The 24,948-nt window shown below is 73.5% G+C and carries 20 protein-coding genes, 1 pseudogene and 1 riboswitch; of the genes and pseudogenes, 9 read left to right on the top strand and 12 right to left on the bottom strand.

Translation table 11 applies throughout. The annotated features are described in order from the left end of the window. Positions 1 to 6: 6 nt before the first annotated feature. On the bottom strand, positions 7 to 1,758 hold the full coding sequence (locus EAO76_RS01705; RefSeq protein ID WP_148832573.1) for an N-6 DNA methylase: 1,752 nt from the start codon (positions 1,756 to 1,758) through the stop codon (positions 7 to 9). Between the two features lie 249 nt (positions 1,759 to 2,007). Between EAO76_RS01705 and EAO76_RS01700 the strand changes: the two genes are divergently transcribed. The 5 genes from EAO76_RS01700 (at position 2,008) to EAO76_RS01680 (ending at position 7,419) form a co-directional block, all read left to right on the top strand. Then, the gene (locus EAO76_RS01700) at positions 2,008 to 2,832 is read left to right on the top strand and encodes an SAM-dependent methyltransferase (RefSeq protein ID WP_148832571.1); all 825 of its coding nucleotides are present in this window, start codon (positions 2,008 to 2,010) and stop codon (positions 2,830 to 2,832) included. Positions 2,833 to 3,011: 179 nt separating this feature from the next. Next, positions 3,012 to 3,863 (top strand): SAM-dependent methyltransferase, encoded by an 852-nt coding sequence (locus EAO76_RS01695; protein ID WP_148832570.1) that lies wholly within the window; start codon positions 3,012 to 3,014, stop codon positions 3,861 to 3,863. A 323-nt stretch (positions 3,864 to 4,186) separates the two neighbouring features. Beyond that, positions 4,187 to 5,500 (top strand): cytochrome P450, encoded by a 1,314-nt coding sequence (locus EAO76_RS01690; RefSeq protein WP_148832566.1) that lies wholly within the window; start codon positions 4,187 to 4,189, stop codon positions 5,498 to 5,500. After that, a complete protein-coding gene (locus tag EAO76_RS01685) occupies positions 5,497 to 6,756 on the top strand; it encodes a cytochrome P450 (protein ID WP_148832564.1) in 1,260 nt (419 codons plus the stop codon). The genes EAO76_RS01690 and EAO76_RS01685 overlap by 4 nt, the downstream gene beginning before the upstream one ends. A 97-nt stretch (positions 6,757 to 6,853) precedes the next feature. Then, positions 6,854 to 6,963: riboswitch (SAM riboswitch) on the top strand. Between the two features lie 48 nt (positions 6,964 to 7,011). Next, positions 7,012 to 7,419, top strand: a complete 408-nt coding sequence (locus EAO76_RS01680) for a hypothetical protein (protein WP_148832561.1) — start codon at positions 7,012 to 7,014, stop codon at positions 7,417 to 7,419. Positions 7,420 to 7,453: 34 nt separating this feature from the next. On the opposite strand, the gene EAO76_RS01675 is transcribed toward EAO76_RS01680, so the two are convergent. From EAO76_RS01675 to xylB, 5 genes are all read right to left on the bottom strand, one after another. Then, positions 7,454 to 7,990 (bottom strand): DUF4232 domain-containing protein, encoded by a 537-nt coding sequence (locus EAO76_RS01675; RefSeq protein WP_148832559.1) that lies wholly within the window; start codon positions 7,988 to 7,990, stop codon positions 7,454 to 7,456. Positions 7,991 to 8,205: 215 nt separating this feature from the next. Then, complete coding sequence (locus tag EAO76_RS01670; protein ID WP_148832557.1) at positions 8,206 to 9,573, bottom strand: cytochrome P450; 1,368 nt, start codon at positions 9,571 to 9,573, stop codon at positions 8,206 to 8,208. Between the two features lie 286 nt (positions 9,574 to 9,859). Continuing rightward, the gene (locus tag EAO76_RS01665; protein ID WP_148832555.1) at positions 9,860 to 10,708 is read right to left on the bottom strand and encodes a hypothetical protein; all 849 of its coding nucleotides are present in this window, start codon (positions 10,706 to 10,708) and stop codon (positions 9,860 to 9,862) included. Beyond that, positions 10,708 to 11,985, bottom strand: a complete 1,278-nt coding sequence (locus EAO76_RS01660) for a VWA domain-containing protein (protein ID WP_148832553.1) — start codon at positions 11,983 to 11,985, stop codon at positions 10,708 to 10,710. The genes EAO76_RS01665 and EAO76_RS01660 overlap by 1 nt, the downstream gene beginning before the upstream one ends. 199 nt (positions 11,986 to 12,184) lie before the next feature. After that, a complete protein-coding gene (gene xylB / locus EAO76_RS01655; RefSeq protein ID WP_148832551.1) occupies positions 12,185 to 13,666 on the bottom strand; it encodes a xylulokinase in 1,482 nt (493 codons plus the stop codon). 314 nt (positions 13,667 to 13,980) lie between these two features. Here xylB and xylA point away from each other — a divergent pair, with 314 nt between their 5' ends. Next, complete coding sequence (gene xylA / locus EAO76_RS01650; RefSeq protein ID WP_148832549.1) at positions 13,981 to 15,150, top strand: xylose isomerase; 1,170 nt, start codon at positions 13,981 to 13,983, stop codon at positions 15,148 to 15,150. A gap of 135 nt (positions 15,151 to 15,285) precedes the next feature. On the opposite strand, the pseudogene EAO76_RS01645 reads toward xylA, so the two are convergent. From EAO76_RS01645 to EAO76_RS01630, 4 genes and pseudogenes are all read right to left on the bottom strand, one after another. Continuing rightward, positions 15,286 to 16,509 (bottom strand): annotated as a pseudogene (locus tag EAO76_RS01645) (ROK family protein); the annotation flags it as partial. Positions 16,510 to 16,713: 204 nt separating this feature from the next. Beyond that, positions 16,714 to 17,358: a DUF305 domain-containing protein gene (locus EAO76_RS01640; RefSeq protein WP_148832545.1), complete on the bottom strand. Its 645-nt coding sequence runs from the start codon at positions 17,356 to 17,358 to the stop codon at positions 16,714 to 16,716. Next, positions 17,355 to 18,002, bottom strand: a complete 648-nt coding sequence (locus EAO76_RS01635) for a DUF3105 domain-containing protein (protein WP_148832543.1) — start codon at positions 18,000 to 18,002, stop codon at positions 17,355 to 17,357. Before EAO76_RS01635 ends, EAO76_RS01640 begins: the two co-directional genes overlap by 4 nt. An 85-nt stretch (positions 18,003 to 18,087) precedes the next feature. Continuing rightward, positions 18,088 to 18,513, bottom strand: a complete 426-nt coding sequence (locus tag EAO76_RS01630) for a hypothetical protein (RefSeq protein ID WP_148832541.1) — start codon at positions 18,511 to 18,513, stop codon at positions 18,088 to 18,090. A gap of 242 nt (positions 18,514 to 18,755) precedes the next feature. On the opposite strand from EAO76_RS01630, the gene EAO76_RS01625 reads away from it, so the two are divergent. Then, positions 18,756 to 19,958: an amidohydrolase gene (locus EAO76_RS01625; protein WP_262375224.1), complete on the top strand. Its 1,203-nt coding sequence runs from the start codon at positions 18,756 to 18,758 to the stop codon at positions 19,956 to 19,958. A gap of 29 nt (positions 19,959 to 19,987) precedes the next feature. Here the strand turns inward: EAO76_RS01625 and pcaB are convergent, their stop codons facing one another. Then, positions 19,988 to 21,349 carry a 3-carboxy-cis,cis-muconate cycloisomerase gene (pcaB, locus tag EAO76_RS01620; protein ID WP_148832538.1) on the bottom strand — a complete coding sequence of 454 codons (1,362 nt, stop codon included), beginning with the start codon at positions 21,347 to 21,349 and terminating at the stop codon, positions 19,988 to 19,990. 250 nt (positions 21,350 to 21,599) lie between these two features. Between pcaB and EAO76_RS01615 the strand changes: the two genes are divergently transcribed. Beyond that, a complete protein-coding gene (locus EAO76_RS01615; RefSeq protein WP_148832595.1) occupies positions 21,600 to 23,237 on the top strand; it encodes an FUSC family protein in 1,638 nt (545 codons plus the stop codon). Beyond that, complete coding sequence (locus EAO76_RS01610) at positions 23,234 to 23,740, top strand: MarR family winged helix-turn-helix transcriptional regulator (RefSeq protein ID WP_148832536.1); 507 nt, start codon at positions 23,234 to 23,236, stop codon at positions 23,738 to 23,740. Before EAO76_RS01615 ends, EAO76_RS01610 begins: the two co-directional genes overlap by 4 nt. Positions 23,741 to 23,919: 179 nt before the next feature. Here EAO76_RS01610 and EAO76_RS01605 read toward each other — a convergent pair whose 3' ends face one another. Beyond that, complete coding sequence (locus EAO76_RS01605) at positions 23,920 to 24,705, bottom strand: IclR family transcriptional regulator (protein WP_148832534.1); 786 nt, start codon at positions 24,703 to 24,705, stop codon at positions 23,920 to 23,922. Between the last annotated feature and the right edge of the window lie 243 nt (positions 24,706 to 24,948).

Raw genomic sequence — 24,948 nt, 5'->3', positions numbered from 1 at the left:
TCAGGCTCACCCGTCCCGGTCGGTCCGGTCCTTTTCCTTGTTCTTGTCCTTGTCCGCGGGCGGTTCGGGCGTCCCGGGGGGCGAGGGCCGCAGGGCGCCGCCGGTGAGACCGGACCTCGCCAGCGAGGCCGCGTGTTCGCCGAGTTCCGTCAGGCGTCTGATGCGTTCCTCGAACTCCGACAGCGCCCGGAAGGCGGCGCCGTACCGTTGTTGCTCGTCGATGGCCATCCGGGGGATCCGGGCGCCGCGTGGGTCGGCGCGGAACGTGCCGCTGGCGCTGGTCGAACGGCGGTTGTTGACGGCACTGCGGAGGAACCCGTTCAGGTAGTCGGTGTCCAGTTGCTCGCTGGTCGACACCGCCGAGTCCTCCGTCGTCTCCACCAGCCCGGCGCGCGCCAGCTCCGAGACGCTGACCACGGCCCTGTCCCGGAGACTGCCCGCCCCGCCCTCGAAGAGTTGCGGCAACGCGCTGAGCAGCGCTCCCAGTTGCTCGTCGATCGCCGCCCGGGCCGCCTCGTACTCGGCGGTGAGGTCGGCACGCCCGACGGACACATGGGCCGCGGGCGTCAGATCGACGACGTCGTCGAGCAGATCGATGCGGGCCACGTCCGCGGTCCGGCCCTCCACCGGTTCCAGCGGCCCGTCGGGGGCGTTGGCCGTCAGGTCCGTCATGCGTACGGAATCGGTGACCCCGTCCGGCCCGTCGGGGCGTTCGAGCAGCCACAGGTGAACGGGGAGGGCGTGCGCGGAGGCCATGCCCGGCGGCAGCGCCACGACCTCGGTGAGCAGGCCGCGCCGCACGATCTCGGCCCGGATGCGGCGCCCCGCCCTGCGGTAGGCGACGGACGGCGGCATCACCACGACGACCCTGCCGCCCGGGGCCGTGTGGTGGTAGCAGTGCTGGAGCCAGGCGAGCTCGCTCTCCGCGCGCGACGGCACGCCGAACTCCCAGCGCGGGTCCAGGAGCAGGTCCTCCCGGCCCCAGTCGACGACCCCGACCGGCGGTTCGCACACCACCAGATCCGCCTTGAGACCGTGCTGCCGATCCGCGCGCAGGGAGTCGCCGGTGCTGATGGTGATGTCGCGGACGCCGGTCACCTCCGCGCGGAGCCGCGCGAAGAGGGCGTTGGCCGGGTCGATCTCCTGGCCGGTCAGGGACCGGGCCTGCGGGGAGAAGGCCAGCAGCAGGGAACCGATGCCGCAGGCGGGGTCGAAGACGGCACCGTGCTCCTCGCCGACGACGTGCCGGACGGCCCGGATGAGCCGTGGTGAGGTGACGCCGTCGGAACCCGCGCGGCCCGAGGACTCGGCGTACCGCGCCGTCAGCCCGGCCAGCAGCTCGGCCGGGGAACGCTCCTCGGCCAGCTCCTCCACCAGGGGACCGAGAGCGGAGTCCGCCCCGTCCTCCGGTTCATGGCTTCCCGGCTCCCCGCTTCCCCGTTCTCCGGCCGACCGCAGGAGGATCTCGGCGACGGCGGTGAGGCCGTGCACCATGTCCTCGCCGTGCGTCCCGCGCAGCTGCTGCCACAGGCGCACCTCGTCGGAGATCTCCTGGCCCTTGTGCTGTGCGGCGAGCCAGGCGCGCACCTCGGAGAGCGAGAAGAGCGGACTGCTGGTGCTGTCCTTCGCGGGTGCGGGGAAGTCGTCGTGCCGTCGGCGCCAGTTGGAGACGGCGGCGCGGGTGACTCCCGCCAGACGCCCGATCTCGGCGGCGGTGACGAGGGAATCCGCGGTGGGCGGCACACCATCGCTCTTCATGAATCCAAGGTACACGGATGGCCTCGGGAAGGACATGCACAGCTCGTTTGCGATGTAAACACGCCTGCTGTCGTCACGCGGATGCGGGGCGGAGGAGGACGTGTTCCGACCGGTCGGTGAAAAGCGGGAGAACCCCGCCGGTCGGCGGCGGCCCGGTGCGCATCCGGTGGGACCTGCGACGCATGACTCCCGCGACACCCAGGTAGGTTGAGGGCATAGCTTGATCGCTTTCGCGTCCGGAGGTCCCCCATGAGTGAGCAGCAGCCGTCCGTCACCTCTTCCGCCACCCCGGTGTCGGAGCGGATCGACACCACCCGGCCTCATTCGGCCCGCTTCTGGAACTACTTCGTGGGCGGCAAGGACAACTACGAGGTCGACCGCGAGATTGGCGACCAGATCAAGGCGTTCTTCCCGGGGCTCGTCGATGTGGCTGTGGCGGGGCGGCAGTTCCTGCGGCGTTCGGTGAGCCACCTGGTGGAGGAGCGGGGCATCCGGCAGTTTCTGGACATCGGTACGGGGCTGCCCACCGCGGACAACACCCACCAGGTGGCCCAGGACATCGCCCCCGAGGCGCGCATCGTGTACGTGGACAACGACCCGCTCGTGCTGACCCACGCCCGTGCGCTGCTGACCAGTTCGCCCGAGGGCGTCACCGACTACATCGACGCGGACTTCTACGACCCGGACACCATCCTCGCCGAGGCCGGGAAGACGCTCGACCTCGACCGGCCCGTCGCCCTGATGCTGCTCGGCATCCTCGGCCACGCGGGCGACTTCGAGCAGGCCCGCGAGGTGGTCGGCCGACTGATGGCGGGACTGCCGTCCGGCAGCCACCTCGTGGTGTACGACGGCACGCGGACCAGCGAGGGCATGATCGCCGCCGAGAAGGCGTACATGGAGAGCGGCGCCGTGCCGTACTACGTCCGCGAACCCGACGAGATCGTCAGGCTCTTCGACGGGCTGCGGATCCTCGACCCCGGATTCGTCCGGCTCAGCGAGTGGCGGCCCGACGCCGACAGCGCGACCGTCCCCGCGGACGTCGACGCCTTCGGCGGGATCGGCGTCAAGGAGTGACCCGGGCGGCACCGCCGGGGGCCACCTGCCCCGGCGGTGCCGCACGGTCGTCCGGGTGACGGCTCTTCGAGGCGGCCGACAGGGGAACCGACCGCCGACGGCACCACCAGCACCAGCACCACCAGCAGCAGGAGCAGCGACAGGACCGGGACCGACCACAGCGACAGGGGGAACGCCGCATGACAGGGCACGAGTCCGGTGCACGACCGACCGGTGCGCACCGCATCGACACCACCAAGCCGCATTCCGCGCGGGTGTACGACTGGTTCCTCGGCGGGAAGGACAACTATCCCGTCGACGAGGAGCTCGGCAGGCAGATCGCCGCACTGTCGCCGGACACGAAGCGGATCGCACGCCACAACCGCTGGTTCATGCACCGTGCGATGCGCCGGCTCGCGGGGGAGGAGGGGATCCGGCAGTTCCTGGACATCGGCTCCGGCATCCCGACCGAGCCCAACCTGCACCAGATCGTCCAGGGCGCGGCGCCCGCCGCCCGGGTCGTGTACGTGGACAACGACCCGATCGTCCTGGCCCACGCCGAAGCCCTGCTGAGCGGTACGGGCGAAGGGGTGACGGCTTACCTCGACGCCGACGCGCGGGAGCCGGACCGGATCCTGGAACTCGCCGCCGACGTACTCGACTTCGACCGGCCCGTCGCGCTGTCCCTGATCGCCCTGCTGCACTTCGTCGAGGACGGCGGCGACGGGGGGAACGGGGCGGGCGCCGGGGCGTACGCGCTGGTGCAACGGCTCATGGAGCGGCTCCCCGCCGGGAGTTGCCTCGTCCTGTCCCAGCTCACGGGTGACTTCGACCCCGAGAGCGTGGAGAAGGGGGTGGCCTCGTACGCGGCGGGCGGCGTGACACTCGTACCGAGGTCGCACCGGGGCGTCAGCCGGTTCTTCGACGGGCTGGACGTGATGGAACCGGGGGTCGTCCAGGTCGTCGACTGGCACCCGGAGCTCAACCTCGGCGAACTCCCGGTGGAGACCCGGCCCGTGCCCATCTACGGCGCGGTCGCCCGCAAACCGTAGCGGCAGCCCGTGAACGGTGGCGGCCGCCCGCGAGTCGTGGCGGCCGCCGGGCGGACGACGCTTATGGGGAACGGGCGCGTACCGGGAACGGACGCGTACGGAAAGCGGGGATTTGCGGGGAGTGGGGACGCGCGAGGAGCGGGCGCGTGCGGCGCTGCGGAGCACAGTGGGAAAGCGTCAAAAGCGGTCGTTGTCGATCGAACATGTGATGGCAATGCTCTCGATTTCCCCCTAAAGGCTTACCGAACTTACCTATAGTGAAGCCGCGTTGATCAACCGATCGCCGCGCCGAGCGAAGCCCTCGTCACAGGAGAACCCGTACGATGACGCCGCCCGCATCCGCCGTGCCCGAACACCAGGCCGAGACCGGCGCGACCACCGGCGGTGGCTGCCCGGTGCGCCCCGGCGGGTCCGCCGTCCCGCTCAGCGGACCCGAATTCCACACGGAACCCCACGTCGTCTACCGCGCCATGCGGAACGAGCACGGGCCCGTCGTGCCCGTGGAACTGCCCGGCGGGTTTCCGGCCTGGCTCGTCGTCGGCTACCGCGAACTCCACCAGGTCACCAGCGACGGCGAGTTGTTCCCCCGGGACGTCGGGCTGTGGAACCAGTGGGGGAACGTCCCGGACGACTGGCCGCTGTTACCCATGGTCGGCCGGCCGATGCCGTCCATCTACTTCACCGCCGGGGCCGAGCACCGGCGCCACGCCGCGATGGTGGGACACGCGCTGGAGGAGGTCGAGCACTTCGAACTCCGCCAGGACTGCGAGGAACTGGCGGACCGTCTCGTCGACGACTTCTGCGAGCGCGGCACGGCGGACCTGATCACCGATTTCGCCGTACCGCTTCCGGTGCTCGTCCTCGCCCGGCTGGTCGGCTTCCCCGACGAGGACGGGGCACGGATCGCCGAGGTGCTCAGGGACCTGGCCGACGGCGGGCCGGGCGCGCAGGAGGCCCATCTGCGGTTCGGGGAGCACATGGGGCGCCTGCTCGCGGCCCGCCGTGCCGTGCCCGGCAGGGACGTGGCCTCCCGGATGCTCGCGTACCCCGGCGAGTTCACCGACCAGGAGTACGTGCTCGACCTGATGGCCATCACGGCCGCCGGACACCTCACCACCGCCGACTGGATCGGCAACTCGCTGCGCCTGATGCTCACCGACGACGAGTTCGCCGTGGCGCTCTCCGGCGGACGGCACAGCGTCGCCGAAGCCATGAACGAGGTGCTCTGGGAGGAGTGCCCGACGCAGATCCTCGCCGGCCGCTGGGCGGCGCGCGACACCAGGCTGGGGGAGCGGAGCATCCGGGCCGGGGACATGCTGCTCCTCGGGCTGGGCGCCGCCAACACCGACCCGCACATCCGGCAGCACCTCGCGACCGCGGGAGGGCCGTCCGGCCGAGGTGGCAACGGCGCGCACATGGCGTTCAGCCACGGCGAGTACCGCTGCCCCTTCCCCGCGCAGGAGATAGCCGAGATCATCGCCCGTACCGGGATCGAGGTGCTGCTCGACCGGCTGCCCGACCTGGAACTGTCCGTTCCCGCACGGGAACTGGTCCGGCGACAGTCCGCCTTCCTGCGGGGGATGACCGCACTGCCCGTCCGGTTCTCCCCCGTACGATCGACAGGAGACTTCTCTTGAACTGTCCGCACGCCGCCCGGGAAGACGCTTCGAACGGTCCGGTCCTGGTCGTCGACCCGCTGGTCCGGGACCTCGACGGCGAGACGGCACGCCTGTGCGACGCCGGTCCGCTCGCCAGGATCGAACTGCTCGGCGTACCGGCCCTGACCGTCACCCGGCACTCCCTGGCCCGCCAACTGCTCGTCGATCCGCGGCTGGTGAAGGACATCGATGTCTGGGAGCTCTGGCAGCGCGGGGAGGTCACGCACGACTGGCCGCTGATCGGCATGATCGACGCCGGGCGCTCCATGTTCACCGTGGACGGCGCGGAACACCGGCGGCTGCGCACCAAGACGTCCCAGGCGCTCACCCCGCGCCGACTGGAGGAGATACGCCCGGAGATAGAGAAGTTCACCGAGGAACTGCTCGACGCCCTCGCCGAGCACGGCGAGCGCAGCGAGGACGGGGTGGTCGACCTCAAGACCGTGTTCGCGCAGCCGCTGCCCATGCGGGTCGTCGGCATGCTGATGGGCGTGGACGAGGCCGAACACCCCATGCTGATGAAGCGGTACAAGGCGTTCTTCTCCATGCTCACGCCGCAGGAGGAGCGCCTGGCGCTGCTGGCCGAGCTGGACGTCTTCTACACCGACCTCGTGCGCGAGAAGACCGCGCGGCCGACCGACGACCTCACCAGCGCGCTCATCCTCGCCGAGGAGGGCGGCGAACCGCTCACCGAGGAGGAGGTGGTGGGCAACCTCAAGGCGATGGTGGCGGCCGGTCACGAGACCACCATCGGGCTGATCCTGAACGCCGTGCGGGCCCTGCTCACCCACCCCGACCAGCTGCGCAAGGTGCTCGACGGCGAGATCCCCTGGGAGACGGTGATCGAGGAGACCCTGCGCTGGGACACCCCCACCACCCATCTGCTGATGCGGTTCGCCACCGAGGACATCCAGGTGGACGACGCCGTGATCCCGAAGGGCGAGGGTGTGGTGATCTCCTACCGCGCCATCGGCCGCGACACCGAGCAGCACGGGGCGGACGCCGACGCGTTCGACGTCACCCGGCCGACGCCGATCCGGCACATGACCTTCGGCCACGGGCCGCACATCTGCCCCGGCGCGGCGCTCTCCCGCGTCGAGGCCGGCATCGCCCTTCCCGCGCTGTTCGCACGTTTCCCCGCGCTGCGGGCGGCCGTTCCGGACGAGGAGATCGGCAAGCTGCCGGTGATGACGCAGAACGACATGGCGGCCTTCCCGGTCCTGCTGCACGGCTGACGGGCGGGGGCGGGTGGTGAGGCGAGGCCGGAGCCCCGGCCGGTACGGGACCTGACCACCCGTCGGGCGGCGCCGTCCGTGGGATACAGTCCTCATGGGTCATGAGTTCCAGTGCGAAGCCCCGGCTGACTGGACGGCACCCCGCTCCGCTGCGGGTGCTCCGGGTGAGGACCTGCCCCGTGCGCGGCGTGCGGGGAACAGCGGACCGCCGGGGCAGAGCACCTGAGGTCCATGATCTCGGGAAGGCGAGAACCCATGCTCCCCCATCTCATCCCCGACGGCGGCTGCTCCGGTCACGGCCCCGGCCACCACGTCCACTGGATCCATGCCAAGAAGTGCCACCAGGAGCCCGGCCAGGCCGTGGAACTCCTGCTCACCTCGGGCGACGTCGCCGATGACGGCTGGATCGGACTGCGCCCCGCCTTCGACCACACCGGGGAACTGCCGAAGGTGTGGACACACGCCCCGACGGCCCTGACGGAACTGCTCGCCGAGCACCGCGGCCGCGTGTTCTGGCTGCCGCGGTGGCACGCCCTGAAGCTGGTGGACTCCGCGGGCCGTGCCACGGCGCTGGTCAACGTGGGGTTCGAGGGCGGCCCGTTGTGCACGACGGAGGCCCCGGACCCGCGGCGGACCGTGGGCGGTACGGCCCACGGCCTGTAGCCGCGGGCCGTACCGGCGCGTCCGTGGCCGTCCGTCAGCCCACCGCGTCCGCCAGGGCGCGGTCCGCCGCGGCGCTCGACTCCTGCCACAGGGTGGTGATCGGCTCCCACACATGGACGCCCCCGGGCATGCCCACGGTGGCCCCGCTGAAGGTGACGCCCAGGTGGGAGGGGTCGGCCGCCACGGAGAGACTGCCGACGACGCGGCCCTCGGAGGTCGCCGGGTCCGCGGTGCGGACGGCGGCGTGGGCCCGCTCGCCCGCGGAGAGCGTGTAGGGACCGCTCTCCGCGGGCGGCACGGGCTGGGCGGAGCCGTCCAGCCCCCTGAAGGTGATCGTAGGGATCCGGTCCACCACACATGCCCGGTTGCCGTGGTTGGTGACGTCGACACGGGCGACGTTCTGCTGTCCGCCGGGTGAGGCGCGCACGGTGAGGGCCTTCTCCTGACATGTCGCGAGACGGCTCACCGTTCCGGCGGACGCGGTGCCGGCCGTCACCGACATCGCGGTGCCGGTCAGCGCCAGGGCTGCCGCGACGGAGAGGGCGGAGGTGAGGGCGGAGCGGAGGCGCATGGTGTTTCTCCCGTTGGATCGACAGCCTGCGGATACGGCCGAACGGCCATGTGGGCCGGTGCGGCCGACATGGACAGTGTGGACCGAATGCCATGATCCCCGCGACAGATCGGACATATCGGTTCGGTATATCCGGTGCCCGGACGGCGCCCGGACGGTGTGTGGACGGAACCCGGGCGGCCCGGTCGCAAGCCCCGCGGGCCGCCCGGGTTCCGTCACCGTGCCCGGAGTGTCGCCAGCACCTCCCGGTCCGGCTGCAGGGTCAGACTCGGTACGGGGCCGATGGCGCCCGGGTCCACGTCCAGTTCGAAGCGGCGGGCCAGCACGGCCAGGATCAGCACCGCCTCGACCATCGCGAACCGGGTGCCCAGGCAGACCCGGGGGCCGCCGCCGAAGGGGAACCACGCGTACTCCGCGATGTCGTCGCCCTCCTCGGGGTCCCAGCGCTCGGGGCGGAACTCCTCCGGCTCGGGGAACCACCGCGCGTCGCGGTGCGTCACCCACTGGCTGCTCCACACCCGGGTGCCCTGCGGCATCGGGACGCCGCCGATCCGCGCCCCCTCCTTGGCGACACCGGTGACCAGCCAGATCGTCGGGTAGAGCCGCAGCGTCTCCTTGACCACGGACTGGGTGTACGTCAGCCGGGCGTAGTCGTCGAACCCCGGCTCCCGGTCGCCGAGGACCCGGTCCAGCTCCTCGGCGAGCGCGGCGCGCGCCCGCGGGTTGCGGGACAGCAGGTACCAGGCCCACACCAGCGTGGAACTGGTCGTCTCGTGCCCGCCGATGTACAGGGTGACCGTCTCGTCCCGGATCTCCCGGTCGGTGAGGTGCGCGCCCGTCTCGTCGATCGCGGTCAGCAGCCGGCTCAGCAGGTCGGGGCGCTCGTCCCCGCCGTCGCGGTGGCGGGCGACGACCCGGGCCACCTCGGCGTCGATGACCGCCGCGGCCCTCCTGATCCGGGCCCGGCCCGGCGTCGGCACCCAGTCCGGCAGCAGTGCGCCGATCCCGGCGAACTCCTTGCCGATCTCCTGCTGGGCCACGTCCATCGCCCGGCCCATCGCCTCGGTGTCGGCCGGGGTGTCCACGCCGAAGATCGTGCGGACGGCGATCCGCTGCGTCAGGGCGGCCATCTCCCGCTTGACGTCGACGCGTCGGCCGTCCGACCAGGTGTCGGCCAGTTCCACCGTGCTGCCCGCCATCGTCGCCGCGTACGACCGCACCTGCTTGGGGCGCACGGAGGGCTGCACCAGGGACCGCTTGCGCCGCCAGTCGGTACCGCGGGCGACCACCACGCCGTTGCCCATCACGGTACGGAAGGCGATGCCGAGAGCGGGCTGGTCGAAGGTGCGCTCCGTCTCGGTGAGCAGCTCGCCGATGCAGTCCGGATCGGCTATGTACACGCACGGGTTGGCGCCGAACCGCCAGCCGACCATGTCCCCGTGGTCGCGCAGCCGCTCGAAGAAGGCGAGGGGGTCCTTCGCGAACTGCGGCATGCTCCCGAGGAACGGCAGCCCCTTGGGGCCCGGCACGATCGTGTGGCTCCGCGGCTCGGCGTCGATGGCCGGGCCGGTCTCCGTGGACATGAAGGTCTCCGCTCCCTTGTGGCGCACCCGAGGGGTGCGCAGCGACCTGGCTTCAGAGCTCCCGCACCGGTGGGACAGGCCATCGGCCCTGTGCGGCAGGTGAGTTGACGAGAGTAGCCGGGTCGGAGCGCCCCGTGGGCGGACGGGCGCCGGGAACGCGGAGAGAGAAAGGAGAGGAATGGAGAGAGGGCGGGAGGGAGCGGTGGGGCGGCGTTCCGTTCCCGGTGGGCGGGCCCTGCGGGGCCGGGCCCGCCCACCGGGTCGGGACGCCGTGCGGGGGCGCGGGTCAGGCGCCCGGCGGAACCCTGGACGGGCGCCCGGTGCCACGGGTGAGGGAGTACCCGAAGACCGCCGCGAGCGCCCCGAGGACGCCGCCGCCCACCGTCCACAGCCAGCGGTCGGTCCACCAGCCGGAGGACCAGCCGTCCTCGGGCCCGTTGCCGGAGGACGCCTCGTCCGACGTACCGTCGTCACCGGCGGCCGAGTCGTCGGACGCCTGCGCGACGGAGGACACGCCGGGCACCAGCGGCTCGGCGAGCGTGCCGTCCACGTCGCCGGCACCGCCCTTGTCGACCGAGGTGACCTCGACCTCGGTCCGTACCGGCAGACCCAGGTCGGACGGGGGCAGCCCGACGACCGTGAGCCGTACGTAGTAGCTTCCCGGCAGCGGGTCGTCGGCCCACGGCTCGGCCCAGGCGCGGACGGTCCGCAGGACGCAGGCCAGTTCGACCGTCGACGCGTCGGCCGCCGCCTTCCCGGTCTGGCGGCCGTACATGCACGCCTGACGGCGCCGCAGCCCGTCGTACACGTCGACCTGCCACGTCGAGGCGCCGTGCCGGGTGGCGCTCTCGGGCAGGGTGATCTTCGCCTTGACGGTGGCCCGCTGGCCCGCGTCGGCGGGGAAGACCCAGTACAGGTAGTCACCCGTGGACGCCTCGGCGGTGGCGGTCCGGCCCTGCTGGATCGCCGTCGCCGTACGGAAGGTGGTGCCCGCCTCGGTGGGGCCGGCCGATTCGTCGGAGGCGCTCGGGCTCGGGCTCGCCGACGGGTCGTCGGCCACCGCGGCACCCGCCGGGGTCAGCAGGGCGAGCCCGGTCAGCAGCGCGGCCGTGAACGCACGTGTCGTCCGCTTCATCAGTTGGTCCTCCAGACGGCGACGCGCCAACGCGAGATCCAGCCGAACACCAGGCCCACGACCAGTCCGGTGAGGACCAGTACGCCCAGCAGCCACCAGCCGCGGCCGAGACCGAAGGCGGCCACGTCGGCCGCTTCGTCCGGGTCGTCCACCAGGTCCACGGTCAGCTCGACCGGCATGCCCGGCGAGGTCTTCACCGAGGCCGGTGCCGAGAAGGAGTTGCTGACCTGGAGGCACACGGTCTCGGCGGCCGGCTTGTCGTCGCTGTCCGTCTCGGCCGAACCGGGCTTCGGATAGCGCAGGCCGGAGGAGATCGCGTCGGTGCGGCCGGTGCCCGACTCCGAACCCCGCACGATCTCCCGGCCGTGCACGGTCAACGCCCGCAGCAGTACGCCGTAGTCGTTGTTCACGGCCCGGTCGGCGAACACGCTGACCGAGGTGCGCAGTTCCTGGCCGGGCAGCACGTCCACCCGGTACCAGCGGTGCTGGCCGAACTTCTGGCGGTCGGTGTACAGGCCGGGCTTGAGCTGCGGCGCGGTGGAGCACCGGTCGGTGCCCTCGGTCGCCACCGGTGTGACGACGGGCTCGGCGGCCCGGTCCACCAACTGCTTGACGCGTCCCGAGAGTTCGTCGGTGTGCTGGACGGCGGTGTAGGTGCCGCCGGTGGCCTCGGCGATGCAGGTCAGCTGCTCGCGGATCTTCGCGTTCGGCACCAGGCCCAGGGTGTCGATGACGAGGTGGATGCCGCGGGCCGCGATGTCCCGGGCCACCTCGCACGGGTCGAGCGGGCCGCAGGTGTCCTCGCCGTCGCTGATCAGGACGATCCGGCGGGTGGAGTCGCCGCCCTCCAGGTCGTCGGCGGCCCCCAGCAGGGCCGGACCGATCGGGGTCCAGCCGGTGGGGGCGAGGGTGGCGACGGCCGTCTTGGCCTCGGTGCGGTCCAGCGGGCCGACCGGGTAGAGCTGCCTGGTGTCCTTGCAGCCCACCTTCCGGTCGTCGCCCGGGTAGTCGGCGCCGAGCGTCCGGATGCCGAGCTGCACCTGCTCGGGAACCGCGTCCAGGACCTCGTTGAACGCCTGCTTCGCCGCGGCCATCCGGGACTGGCCGTCGATGTCACGGGTCCTCATGGAACCGCTGACGTCGAGCACCAGCTCGACCTTGGGGGAGGCTTTGGCGGGGGCTTCGTCGGCAGCGGCGGGAATCGCCGAACCGAGCCCGGCGGTCAGGGTCGCGAGCAGGATGCCCACCCCGGCCGTCAGCCTTTTTCTTATGATCATCGCCGGATACTAGTGAAGACCGCTTCGCTTCCCCAAACCGGTCCCGGGGGCGACGGGGGAGCACCGACGGGTACCGGCCGGGCCGGAGTGACGGCAGGTCAGCCCCGCCCGCTGGGCGTACGACGCGGCGCGCGCGAGGGCGCGCGGGCACCCGGCGACGGGATACGCGGGACGTGCGGGGAATCCGGGAAGCGTGGGGTCAGCGGCCGCCCAGCAGGGGGCCCGCGGCCCGCTCCAGTACCGAACCGATCCGGTCCCAGGTGGCCGAGTCCCGCGGGACGGCGGGCAGTTCGGTGTCCTCGCCGGTGCCCCAGCCGGTGGCGATCGTGACCGGATCCGCACCACCGGCCGCCGCCGCTGCCAGCGCCGCGGCACCGGTCGCCACCAGTTCGCCGCCGCCCGGCACGATCACCGGCCGCCCGGACAGCCGCCGCACCGTCTCCACCCAGGCGCGCCCCCGGGCCCCGCCGCCGATCAGGCGCAGCGGCCGGGCGGCCACCTCGGGGGCGGCCGGGTCGAGGCCGCAGGCCCGCAGCAGTTCGTCCAGGGCGCGCAGCACGGTGAAGACGGCGCCCTCGTAGGCGGCGCCGAGCAGTTGCCGGGGCGTGGTGTCGTGCCGGAGTCCGGTGAGCAGACCGGCGGCGGCGGGCAGATCGGGGGTGCGCTCGCCGTCGAGGTAGGGCAGGAGCACCGCGTCGCCGCCGGGTGCCGCGTCGTCGCGGTCCACGCCGAGCAGCGCGGCCACCTTGTCCACGGCGAGCGTGCAGTTGAGGGTGCAGGCCAGCGGGAGGTACGTGCCGTCCGTCCCGGCGAAGCCGGAGAGGGCCGGTGACGCGGGCCGGGTCCGGGAGGCGGCGAAGACCGTGCCCGAGGTGCCGAGGCTGAGGACCGGATGGTCGAGCAGCCCGGCGCCGCCCAGCCCGAGCCCGACCGCGGCGCTCATGTTGTCCCCGGTCCCCGCGGCCACGGCGATCCCGGCGGGCAGGCCCAGCGCCTCGGCCGCCCGCGCGGTCAGCGAACCGGCGCGCGTCGCCCCGGAGTCGGCCGGTTCCGGCAGCAACGCGGTCTCCAGGCCCAGGAGTTCGAGGATTTCGGGATCGTAGGCGCCGGTCGCGGTGGAGTACCAGCCGGAGCCCGAGGCGTCGCCGGGATCGGTGACGGCGACGCCCGCGAGGCGCTCGGTCAGGAAGTCGTGGGGAAGGCGCACGGCGGCGGCAGCGGCGGCGTGCTCCGGCTCGTTCTCCCGCAGCCACTGCCACTTCGACGCGGTGACGGAGGCCACCGGCACCGATCCGGTCCGGGCGGTCCAGGCGTCCGGACCGCCCAGCGCCGCGGTGAGCGCGGCGGCCTGCGGGGCGGAGCGGGTGTCGTTCCACAGCGTCGCGGGGCGCAACGGGCGGCCCGACCGGTCGAGGACGACCAGTCCGTGCTGCTGCCCGGCGACCGCGATGCCGGCCACCTCGGATCCCGCGACCCCCGACTCGGCCAGCCCGGCGGCGACGGCGTCGCGCAGCGCCCGCCACCACGCCTCCGGATCGCTCTCCCGGGCCCCCGCCTCCCCGTCGACGCGGTGCGGTGCGCGGCCGACGGCCAGCAGTCGGCCGCTCCCGGCGTCGACGAAGGCCGCCTTGGTGGACTGGGTGGAACTGTCCACACCGATGACGACGGTGCGCGGCGGCATGGCGCCCTCATTCCTCTGTCGTGGGTCCGGCACATTTGATCGTGCGCGAAACAAATTACGCGATCGGGCCCGTCCCGCACAGCGGTGGTGCCGGTCCTCGGCGACGCCGGTCCGGGGTCGGTTCGACAGGGTGAAGAACTTCGTGACCGACGGTGAGGGGTTATGTGTCACGGGGTGGCCGTGCATGATTAGTCATGACACTGAACAAATAGGGTCCGGCCGCAGGGAGCCGTGTGGAGTCGCATGGCTGCACGCAACCGCGCGGAGTCGCGTGCGCCGGTCCCGGGCCCGGCCCGTACCGAAGGCGGCAGACGATGACGGAACGCTTCACGCCCACCCCCGAGGACAGGTTCACCTTCGGGCTCTGGACGGTCGGCTGGCAGGGACGCGACCCGTTCGGCGACGCGACCCGCGCGGCGGCCGACCCGGTCGACACCGTGCGGTGGCTCGCCGAGCTGGGCGCGTACGGCGTGACCTTCCACGACGACGACCTGATCCCGTTCGGCGCGACGGACACCGAGCGCGAGGGGATCGTGAAGCGGTTCCGGCAGGCACTGGACGCGGCCGGGCTCGTCGTCCCCATGGCGACGACCAACCTCTTCACGCACCCGGTGTTCAAGGACGGCGCGTTCACCGCCAACGACCGTGACGTACGCCGCTACGCGCTGCGCAAGACCCTGCGCAACATCGACCTCGCCGTCGAGCTGGGCGCCACCACCTATGTGGCCTGGGGCGGACGCGAGGGCTCCGAGTCCGGGGCCGCCAAGGACGTCCGGGTCGCCCTCGACCGGATGAAGGAGGCCTTCGACCTGCTGGGCGACTACGTGACCGAGCAGGGCTACGACCTGAGGTTCGCCATCGAGCCCAAGCCGAACGAGCCGCGCGGGGACATCCTGCTGCCGACCATCGGCCACGCCCTCGCCTTCATCGAGCGTCTGGAACGCCCGGAACTGGTCGGCGTCAACCCGGAGACCGGGCACGAGCAGATGGCCGGGCTGAACTTCCCGCACGGCATCGCGCAGGCGCTGTGGGCGGGCAAGCTCTTCCACATCGACCTGAACGGCCAGTCGGGCATCAAGTACGACCAGGACCTGCGCTTCGGCGCCGGTGACCTGCGCCAGGCGTTCTGGCTCGTGGACCTGCTGGAGACGGCCGGTTACACGGGCCCGCGGCACTTCGACTTCAAGCCGCCGCGCACCGAGGACCACGACGGCGTGCGGGCCTCGGCCGCCGGCTGCATGCGCAACTACCTGATCCTCAAGGAGCGCGCCGAGGCCTTCCGCGCCGACCCCGCCGTGCGGGAGGCGCTGCGCGCGTCCCGGCTCGACGAACTGGCCCGCCCCACAGCCGAGGACGGCGTGACCGGACTGCTGGCCGACCGGTCGGCGTACGAGGAGTTCGACGTCACGGCGGCGGCGGAACGGGGCATGGCGTTCGAGGTCCTGGACCAGCTGGCGATGGACCACCTGCTCGGCGTGCGCTGACCCCGCGGTCCGGGCGCATCGGCGGGGCCGGTCCCCGTACGCCGCGGCGGGTCAGCCCCCGTGCACCGACGGGCCGGTCCCCGTACGCCGGCGGGCCGGTTCCCCGGGCCGTGCGGGCCGGACCGCCGCGTGGCCCGCGTACGCCACCGGGTCGGCCAGCACCTCGGTCATCACCAGCGCCGCGGCGCCCCGGGCCGCGTCGCCGGCGGCGGACGAGGCGCGCAGCCGGCCGTTCCCCGGGGACCAGAGCCCCGACACCACCCGGCCGGTCAGCTCCGCGTCGACGGCCGGCGACAGCCACGGCATCAGGTTCCGGTAGATCCCGCCGAGCACCACCGCGTCCGGGTCGAGCAGGTTCACCGCCCCGGACAGCACCCGCCCCAGCATCCGGCCCGCCCGCGAGAGGGCGGCCACCGTCCGCTCGTCCCCGGCCCGGGCGCGCCGTTCCAGTTCGGCCACCGCGCCGCCGCCGGACTCCTCGATGCCGGCCGCCCGCAGGAGCGCGGCCTGACCGGCGTACTGCTCCAGACAGCCGCGCGAGCCGCACCGGCACCGCGGCCCCTCCGCCTCCACCACCACATGCCCGATCTCTCCGGCGAAACCGTGCGCCCCGCGCAGCAGTTCGCCGTCGACGACCAGCGCGCCACCGACACCGATCTCGCCCGTCAGGTGGAGGAAGTTGCGGATCGGGTCGAGCCCGCCGAACCACAGCTCGGCGAGCGCCGCCAGATTGGCCTCGTTCTCCGCACGCACCGCGAGCGCCTCGTGCCCCGGGCGGGCGGCGGCGAACGCGGCGGCGAACAGCTCCTCGGCCGGCACCCGGTTCCAGCCCAGATTGGGGGCCTGGCGCACCGTGCCGCCGGACACCAGGCCGGGCAGCGCCAACGCCGTCGCGACCGGGCGGAGCCGCTGCTCGCGCGCCGACTCCATGGTGCGCGCCGCGATGCCCGCGGCCCGGGCCAGGACCTGCGCGGGCGGTGCGCCGCGGTTGTCGAGGTGTTCGGTGAGCCGTACCCGGTCGGTGCCCGCCAAGTCGACGACGCACACCGACACGTAGTCGATGTTGATCTCCACGCCGAGGCCGGCGGGCCCGGAGCGCGCCACTTCGAGCGTGGTGCCGGGCCGTCCCGCCTGCCCGCTGAAGGTCTTGCCGGACTCGGTGAGGAAGCCGATGCCGAGCAGCTGTTCCACGAGCGAGGACACCGCCGCCCGGGTCAGCCCCACCCGCGCGGCGACCCCGGCCCTGGTCGCCCCGCCCGCGCCCTCCTCGCGGACGGCGCGCAGCACCAGACTGAGGTTGCTGCGGCGCACGGTGTCCTTGTCGGCCTTGGGTCCCAGCGGTGCGAGGTTGCTCTTCATGTCGGGAACGAGCCTATGCGATCCCCTGTGCGGGCCCCGGTGCCCGGCGCCCGGCCGTCGTGCGGGGACCGGGTGCCTCCCACGGGCCGTGGCGCGTACGGGAACGGCCCGTCCTGCGGGGGAGGAACCCCCGCAGGACGGGCCGCCGACGGAAGCCGGATCAGGGTCCGTGCACCGGTACCCGGTCCGTGCACCGGTACCGGATCAGGGCTTCGCGCCGCGCTTGCCGAGCATGTCCGCCATGAGCTCGATCTCCGACTGCTGGCCCCGGACCATGCCCGCCGCCAGGTTCCTGATCAGTTCGGTGTCCGCCGAGGTGGCCGCGGCCTGGGCCATTTCCGCACCCGCCCGGTGGTGCACGGTCATCAGCTCGAGGAACAGCACCTCGGCCTTCTTCCCCTTCGCCGCCCGCAGCTCGTCCAGCTCGCTGTCGGTCGCCATGCCGGGCATCAGCGAACCGTCTCCCCTGGGGGTGAAGGCGTGCCCCATCCAGGCCATCGGCTCGGCACCGGACGACTTCGCCCGGCCCCAGCCCTCCAGCCAGCCGAGCATCATGCCGCGCTGATTGGCCTGCGTGTTGATGATGTCGTACGCGAGCAGGCGCACCGCCTCGTCGGAGGTGCGGTCCCGGACGATGAACGACATCTCGACCGCCTGCTGATGGTGGACCGACATGTCGCGGGCGAAGCCGACGTCGACCGAGGAGTCCGGGGGAGCGGCCGCGGCGGGGCCGGAGTCGGCGGACGCGGACGGCCGTACGAGCATCAGCGCGATCAGGCCCAGCGCGAGCAGCAGCACCGTGCCGCCCGCCAGCACCATCGGGCGCGAGGAGCGGAGGGCGGGCGTCATCCGGCGACCCCGCCGGTGCAGGCCGCGCCGGGCTCCGGCGTCTGCGGGCCCTGCACGTACTTGGTGAAGAACTGCTCGACGCGCGCGTCGGTGGCGCTCGTCACCGTGACCTGCTTGCCCCAGGCGCTGAGCATGATCGGTGCGGCCTGGTCCTCGACCGGGCTCATCAGCGAGTAGGGCGTCGCCTTGACCCGCGTACTGAGCTTCTCGACGTCGGCGGGCTTCGCCTTGTCCGTGTACGTCACCCAGACCGCGCCGTGCTCCAGGGAGTGCACGGCGTTCTCCTTCGGTATCGCCTTGGTGTAGACGTCGGCGTTGCAGTTCATCCAGACCGGGTTGTGGTCGCCGCCGACCGGCGGGTTCATCGGGTAGGAGACCTGCTTCTCGACGTGGTTCTGGGAGAGCTTGTCCCAGGTCCGCTCACCCTTCACGGGCGAGGCCTTGACCTCGGCCTCGGCCTTCTCCTGGTCGTCGGCCGCGGACATCAGATATCCGCCGCCCGCGACGAGCGCGGCCACCACGGCGACGGACGCGGTGATGGTGATGATGCGGCTGCGCCGCTCGCGGGCCCGTTCCTTGCGGCGGGCCTCCTCCAGCTTGGCGCGGCGCGCGGCGGAGGCGTTCTGGTTCTTGGCGGAAGCCATGGGGGTCCTTCGGTTCGGCAAGACGGGTGGGATCGGGGCATGCGGGAGCCCGCTTTCCGGTTCTCCGGAAAACGGGGGCCTGCCTCTAGACCCGTTGAACCTGCAGACGGAGATGGTCGACCGCGCGCACGGCGTCGTTGGAGGGGCCGCGGATCGTGGCGGCTCCGGTGAGCGGGGCGACGGAGGCGGCGACGGTGGCACCGGGAAGGGCCGCGGGCGCGCTCTGGCCGGGCAGCACGACGGGTGTCGCGTGCTCGACCGTGCCGTGGCAGGAGCTGCCCACTCCCCGGTCCGCGGAGGCGTCGGCCACCACGGACGGCGCGGGCTCGGCGTGCACCGGGGTGAGGACCCGGACCGCGACGGAGGTGCTGTGGGCGCCGGAGCCGTGCGAGGACGGAGCCGGGACCGAACAGCACGTGACCATGGCGAACAGCATGAAGAGCCAACCGAGGGCGACAGGGGCGCCGATGCCCCGCCTTCCCCGGGGCCGCTGCCCGCCAGGTTCGTTCATTCCGTCATCGTACGTGGTGTGTGAAGTTTCAATGAGGGGTGGATGCCGGTACGGGCCGACATCCGGACCATCTGGTATACCAAATGTCGGGCGAGGCTCCGCGAAGCTTCCCGAAATCCGTGAGGGCCGCGGCAGCCGCGCCCCGCGTGCTCCCGCGCGCCTTCCCGCGGCGCCTCCCGCTCCTCGCGCACCGCGTCACGTCCCTCGCGCACCACCCGGCACCCGAAGGAGACCCCGGACCCATGGCGACATCCGCCCCCGCCCTTCCCCACGTCCTGTTCACCGCCGTCCGCACCGCCGACGGAAGCGTCCGCGACCTGCTGGTCTCCGACGGCCGGATCGCCGGGTACGACCCGGCGGAAGTGCCCGCCGGCTGCAGGACCGTGGACGCCGCGGGCGCCCTCGTCCTGCCCTCGCCCGTGGACGCGCACATCCACCCCGACAAGACCACCTGGGGCGGGCCCTGGCTCAGCCGGGAGCCCGCCGGGACGCTCCGCGACCTGATCGACGGCGACGTACGGGCCAGGGCGGGATTCACCTCCCCGGTGGAGGAGCGGGCCGGGGCGCTGATGGACCGGGCCATCGCCCGGGGCACCCGCGCCATGCGGGCCCATGTGGACGTCGCCCCCGCGCACGGCCTGCTCGGGGTGCACGGGGTGCGCGCCGCGGCCGACGCCCGCAAGCACCTCATCGACGTCCAGATCGTCGCCTTCCCCCAGCTCGGTCTGTTGAGCGAGCCCGGCACCGCCGAGCTCATGGAACAGGCCCTGTCCGAGGGGGCCGACGTCGTGGGCGGCCTCGACCCCGTCGGCATCGACGGCGACATGGAGGGCCAGCTGGACTTCGTGTTCGCGCTGGCCGGCCGCAAGGGCGTCCCCCTCGACATCCACCTGCACGACGGCGGGCCCGCCGGGCTGCGCCAGACCGCCGAGATCGCCCGGCGCACCGTCGCCGCCGGGATGCGGGGGCGCGTCACGATCGGCCACGCGTTCGCCGTCGCCGAGCTGGAGGGCGGCGAACGCGACGCCATGGCCGCGCGGCTGGCCGAGGCGGGCGTCGCCCTGGTCACCTGCGCCCTGGGCGACGACCCGGTCCTGGACCCCGCACGGCTCGCCCCGCACGGGGTGCGGATCGCCGTCGGCTCCGACGGGGTGCGCGACGCCTGGTCGCCGTTCGGCGACGGCGACATGCTGGCCCGCGCCCATCTGCTCGCCTACCGCACCGACGCCCGCACCGACGCCGAACTCGCCGCCTGCTACGAGGCGGTGGCCCAGGGCGGTGCCGCGCTGCTCGGACTGCCCGCCTCCCGGCTGGAGGCCGGCGACCCGGCCGACTTCGTCCTCGTCGCCGCCGGTTCGCTGCCCGAGGCCGTCGTGGACCGCCCGGTCCCGTCCCTGGTGGTGCGCGCCGGACGGGTCGTCGCCCGCGGGGGCGAACTGGTCTGACCCGGGCGCGAGGGCGTTCTGGAGGGTGGTCAGCCGCGGTCCAGCGCGCGGTCGGTGAGCGCGCCCGCGCAGCCGGTGTACCGGGCGGGCTCGGTCAGTTCCGCCAGGTCGATCCCCGCCAGCTCGGGCTCCTCGTCGAGGACGTCGGCCAGGACGTCGGACAGGTCCGTGGTCTCCGCGCGGGCCCGGACCGCGGCGCCCGCCAGCACCTCGGCGGCGCGCCTGCGGCCGACCCGTTCCGCGAACGCGGCGGCCAGCCGCTCCGAGACGATCAGCCCGTCGGTGAGCTGGAGGTTCTCCCGCATGGCGTAGGGGACGACGCGCAGCCCCCCGGTCAGTTCGGCGGCGTCCCGCGCGGCGCCGCCGACCAGCCGCAGCAGTTCGCGCAGCGGCTCCCACTCGGCGTGCCAGGCCCCGGCCGGCCGCTCGTCCTCGGCCGTGAGCGAGCCGTACAGCGTCGCCGCCAGACCGGGGGCGCGGCGGGCCGCCGCCGCGATCAGCGTGGCGCGCACCGGGTCGGCCCTGTGCGCCAGGACGGACGGGCCGCCGTCCTGCGCCTCGGCGACCTCGCCGATCTCGGTACGGGACAGGGTGAGCACATCGGCCGCCGTCTTGCCGAGCGCGCCCGCCGTGAAGGCCAGCGCACCCGCCAGGTCGGCGATCGGGGTGCGCAGGGTGTGCCAGGGCAGCAGGGGTTCGGCCAGGCCGAGTTCGTTCGCGAACATCTGGAGCAGCGGCAGCCCCGGATCGATCCCGTCGGTGTCGGCGCCGGGCGCGTAGGCCCCGAACGAGGCCAGCGTCCCCGCCGCGCCGCCCAGCTGGGCGGGCAGCGACTCCCGTACGGCCGAGAGCCGGTCCCGCGCGTCGAGGATCAGCGCACGCCACCCGGCCGCCTTCAGCCCGAAGGTGATCGGCGCGGCGTGCTGGGTGAGCGCGCGGCCGGCCATCGGGGTGTTGCGGTGCGCGGTGGCGATCCGGGCCACCGCGTCCGCGGTGCGCGCCAGGTCGTCGAGCACCGGTGCCAGGGTGCGCGCGGCGACCAGCATGGCGGCCGTGTCGAGGATGTCCTGGCTGGTCGCGCCCCGGTGCACGTACGGCCGGAAGTCCTCCGTCACCCTTGCCACCAGGTCCAGGGCCAGGGGGACGACCGGATCGCCGCCCGCGCGTGCGCGCAGCGCGAGGTCCCGCACGTCGAACCGGCTCATGTCGGCCGCCGCCGCGGTCACCGCCTGCCCCGCGCCGGCCGGGGCCAGCCCGCAGTCGGACTGGGCGCGGGTGAGCGCGGCCTCGGCGTCGAGCATCGCCCGCAGGAAGGCGCTGTCGCCGGTGGCCGTCTCGGCGGGGGAGCCGGCCCGCCCGGGGGCGAGCAGTCCGGCATCGCTCTCGTACATCGGCTGGACTCCAGAAGGGCCCGCATCGGCGCGCGCCGCGAACGGATGCCGGACCGGGGTGGGGGAGCGGGTGCGTGGGTGCTGCGATCAGTGTGGCCCGGGGCCCGGCGGCCGGCGACCCGGAGAAATGTTTTACGGGTGTAATACCTGCTAAAGTATTTGAGTGAGTGATGCAACCACCTGGTCCCGGCAGCCCTCCGTCCGCAGACTCCCGCTGGCGGCCCCGCTGCGTCTCGTCCGGCCCTCGGACATGTGGTTCAAACCGGCGCTGAGCGTGGTCGTCGCCACCGCCGTACCGGACCTGGTGCTGCTCGCCGCCGACCGGCTCGACCTGGTGATGTACACGATGGCCGGTTCGCTCTGCGCCCTGTACGGGCACAACCTGCCCTACGTGCGTCGGGCCCGTGCCGTCGCCGGAGTCGTCGTCTCCATGGTCATCGGCATGGCGATATCGCTGGTCGCGGCCTCCCTCACCTCCTCGGCCACCGTGCTGATCGCGGTGGGGGCCGTCCTCGCGGCCGGGCAGAAGACGCTCTGCGACGCCACCCGCATCGGCCCGCCCGGACCGGTGATCTTCACGTTCGTCACCTCGGCCGCGCTCTTCGCCCCGCAACGACTCGGCCAGGTGCCCGGCCACCTCGCGCTGACCCTGGCCGCCGGGGCGATCGCCTGGCTGGTCGCGGTCGGCCCCGTGCTCATCCGCAGGGAGGGCCCGGAGCGCCGGGCGACGGCCCGCGCCCTCGACGCTGCCGCCGCCCACCTGGCCGACCCCGGCCCCCGCACCCGGCACGCGACGGCCGCCGCCGTGCACGCGGCCTGGCAGTGCCTGCTCGCCGCCGGACGCCCCACCCCCACGCGCCGGGCGCTCGAACGCCTCGTCGTCCACGCCGAGACGGCGACCGCCGCAACCGCCCCCGACGCCTGCCTCAACGCCTCCCCGGCCGTGCCCGTCCCCGCACCGGACCCCGACCTGCTCCGCGCCTGGGCGCGGCAGGCCCGGGCCCGCGGCCCCGTCCCCACCCCGCCGCCCGCCCCGGGCACCTCGGACGAACTGTTCGGCATCGACTCCGAGCGGGCCGCCCGGCGCGGCACGAGCCGGCGCGACGCCCGCCGCGCGCTGCTGCGCGGCCTCGCCCCCGGCTCCCCGCTGCTGCCCATCGGCGTCCGCGCGCTCATCGGCTGCGCCCTGGCCGGATATGCCTCCCAGGCGGCCGGCGTCGGCCGCCCCTACTGGGCCATCGTGACCGCCGCCTCCCTCTACCAGGCCAATGTGACGCTGTCCTGGAACCGGGCCCTGCAACGCACCCTGGGCAACCTGATCGGCGTCCTCGTCTTCGCCGCCGTCCTCCCCGTCAGCCGCACCGGACCCCTGGCCCTCATCGGCTTCTGCCTGTTCTTCGGTTTCGCGGCCGAGGCCCTGATCACCCGCAACTACTGGCTCGGCTCCGTCGCCGTCACCCCGATGGCGCTGCTGGTGCTGGAATTCGGCGGTACCCACCCGGTCGGCGAACTCATCGGCGACCGGGTCCTGGACACCGTCATCGGCGCCGGTACGGGCCTGCTCGCCGCCGTCCTGGTGACCAACCGCCGGGCCGGCGGACGCCTGGAGAAGGCCCTGGCCGCCACCGAACTCGCCCGGGCCCGGGCCGTGAGCGCGCTGGCCGCGCCGCTGACCGATCCGGTGGCCCTGGACGCCGCCCGCCGCGGGCTGACCGGGTCGCTCGTCGAACTGCGCGACGCCGACGACACCGCCGCGGGCGAATGGTGGCAGCGCGCCCTGCCCCAGGAGCAGGTCATCGCGGCCGAACGGGCCGGACACCGTACGCTCGCCGCTACAGCGACACGGCAGGGGCTGCTCGCCCCCGCCCCGGAGAACGGAGCGGTGTGACCGACGACATCGTCGCCTCGGTGGTACGGCAGTGGCAGGCCGTCAACCCGGAGCTGGACACCGGACCGATGGAACTCATCGGCCGCATCAACCGCTGCGCCGCCCTGCTCCAGCAGGCGGAGGACGCCCCACTGCGCGCCGCCGGACTGACCCGTGCCGAGTTCGACCTGCTCGGGGCCGTGCGCCGCACCGACCGCGAACTGACCCCCGGCGAGCTGGCCAGGGAGACGTTCTCCTCCGGCGCCGCCGTCACCAAGCGCCTGCGGGTCCTCCAGGAGCGCGGCCTCGTCGACCGCCGGGGCGACGATCGCGACCGCCGCGTCAACCACGTCCGCCTCACGGAGGAGGGGCGTGAGCTGGTGGACACGCTGCTGCCGCGGCAACTGGCGTACGAGCGCACGGTCCTGTCGGGCCTCGACGAGCGCACCCACGTCCAACTCAGCGCCCAGCTAGGCGAGCTGCTCGTCCAGCTGGAGGGGCGGATCGGCGGCACCCGCCGCTGATCCCGGACCCCGGGCGGCAGCCGCGGCACGGCCCGCACCCGCGCGGTGCGGGACCGGCCGCCCCACCGCTCCGGCGTGCGCCCGGTTCCACGCGCCCGCGCGGTGTGGTTCCGCACCGCGCACGGAATTCCCGACCGCCCCCGGTTCCACGCGCCCGCGCGGTGCGGGGGACCGGCGCGTCATCGGGGCGGTGCCGCCTCATGCCCGGTGCCGGGCCCGTCCAGCAGCGCGGCGCAGCGGCGGAGTTCCTCGGCGCGGCGGGCGAGCGCCGCGTCGTCGCCCCGGTCGGCGGGGGCCGAGGCGATCAGGGCGAGCCGGTCGCGCCAGTTCGCCCCGGTCAGGAGGACGGCCACGGCGTACACGCCCCGGACCGATTCCCCGCGGCTGACCGCGTACCCCCGCCCGCGGACCTCGTCGAGCTCGGCGAGCAGCGCGGAACGCGAGGCGGGGGCGTTCGACGAGGTCGCCGGCAGCTCCTCCCGCGGATAGAGGGCGCGGACCTGTTCCGGCGCCATCCGGGAGAGCAGCATCCTGCCGCCCGCCGTGGTGTGGGCGGGGCAGGTGCGGCCGATCCCCGACATCACCCGCACCGGATGCCGGCACTCGCGACCGTCGGTGATGACGATCCGGTCGCCGATCAACGCCGCGCTCTGCACCGTCTCGCCGGTACGCAGCACTGCGTCCTCCAGCACGGCGCCGAGCCGTTCGTGGATCGCCGTGCCGAAGCCGGCCGGGAGTCCGAGCCGGACCAGCTCGGGGCCAGGTGCGTAACCGCGGCCGGAGGAGTCCCGGACCGCGAAGCCCCGCCCCTCCAGGGTGCTGAGCACCCGGTGCGCGGTGGACCTGCCCACGGAGAGCAGTTCGGCCGCCCGGGAGACGGTCAGCGTGTCGTGGGTGAGGAACAGCCGCATCAACCGGAGTCCGGTGTCGAGCGATTCGATGGTGTAGCTCCGCGTCGGCCCCATGGTGCGTCCGTTCCTCGTCGGTTCCGGTGCGTCTCGTGACGCGACGTACCCGGACATGATCCGGGACGACGGCCCGCCGCGGGGCCCGGTCCACGGCCCGGCCGGCCCCGGTCCGGGGGCCGTTCCACGGAGCGCGAGGGTGCGCGACGGCCGCCCGCTCCGGCGCCGCCCGCAACGGCCGTCATCCCGGCGCCCCGGAGGGTCACCCTTTCCCGGGCCGCGAATACATCCCTTTCGACCCCT

The organism is Streptomyces sp. sk2.1 (assembly GCF_008120935.1).
Classification (GTDB): Bacteria; Actinomycetota; Actinomycetes; order Streptomycetales; family Streptomycetaceae; genus Streptomyces.
Note: the sequence above shows the minus strand (reverse complement) of the source record. Positions and strands in the feature narration are given on the sequence as shown.

Bases quoted from the DNA above. Each gene is read 5' to 3' on its own strand.
- EAO76_RS01695 (WP_148832570.1), top strand. From the start codon at position 3,012: ATGACAGGGCACGAGTCCGGTGCACGACCGACCGGTGCGCACCGCATC.
- EAO76_RS01665 (WP_148832555.1), bottom strand. From the start codon at position 10,708: ATGAAGCGGACGACACGTGCGTTCACGGCCGCGCTGCTGACCGGGCTC.
- EAO76_RS01660 (WP_148832553.1), bottom strand. From the start codon at position 11,985: ATGATCATAAGAAAAAGGCTGACGGCCGGGGTGGGCATCCTGCTCGCG.
- EAO76_RS01690 (WP_148832566.1), top strand. From the start codon at position 4,187: ATGACGCCGCCCGCATCCGCCGTGCCCGAACACCAGGCCGAGACCGGC.
- EAO76_RS01635 (WP_148832543.1), bottom strand. From the start codon at position 18,002: ATGGCTTCCGCCAAGAACCAGAACGCCTCCGCCGCGCGCCGCGCCAAG.
- pcaB (WP_148832538.1), bottom strand. From the start codon at position 21,349: ATGTACGAGAGCGATGCCGGACTGCTCGCCCCCGGGCGGGCCGGCTCC.
- EAO76_RS01615 (WP_148832595.1), top strand. From the start codon at position 21,600: ATGTGGTTCAAACCGGCGCTGAGCGTGGTCGTCGCCACCGCCGTACCG.
- EAO76_RS01630 (WP_148832541.1), bottom strand. From the start codon at position 18,513: ATGAACGAACCTGGCGGGCAGCGGCCCCGGGGAAGGCGGGGCATCGGC.
- EAO76_RS01625 (WP_262375224.1), top strand. From the start codon at position 18,756: ATGGCGACATCCGCCCCCGCCCTTCCCCACGTCCTGTTCACCGCCGTC.
- xylB (WP_148832551.1), bottom strand. From the start codon at position 13,666: ATGCCGCCGCGCACCGTCGTCATCGGTGTGGACAGTTCCACCCAGTCC.
- EAO76_RS01680 (WP_148832561.1), top strand. From the start codon at position 7,012: ATGCTCCCCCATCTCATCCCCGACGGCGGCTGCTCCGGTCACGGCCCC.
- xylA (WP_148832549.1), top strand. From the start codon at position 13,981: ATGACGGAACGCTTCACGCCCACCCCCGAGGACAGGTTCACCTTCGGG.
- EAO76_RS01700 (WP_148832571.1), top strand. From the start codon at position 2,008: ATGAGTGAGCAGCAGCCGTCCGTCACCTCTTCCGCCACCCCGGTGTCG.
- EAO76_RS01605 (WP_148832534.1), bottom strand. From the start codon at position 24,705: ATGGGGCCGACGCGGAGCTACACCATCGAATCGCTCGACACCGGACTC.
- EAO76_RS01675 (WP_148832559.1), bottom strand. From the start codon at position 7,990: ATGCGCCTCCGCTCCGCCCTCACCTCCGCCCTCTCCGTCGCGGCAGCC.
- EAO76_RS01670 (WP_148832557.1), bottom strand. From the start codon at position 9,573: ATGTCCACGGAGACCGGCCCGGCCATCGACGCCGAGCCGCGGAGCCAC.
- EAO76_RS01705 (WP_148832573.1), bottom strand. From the start codon at position 1,758: ATGAAGAGCGATGGTGTGCCGCCCACCGCGGATTCCCTCGTCACCGCC.
- EAO76_RS01640 (WP_148832545.1), bottom strand. From the start codon at position 17,358: ATGACGCCCGCCCTCCGCTCCTCGCGCCCGATGGTGCTGGCGGGCGGC.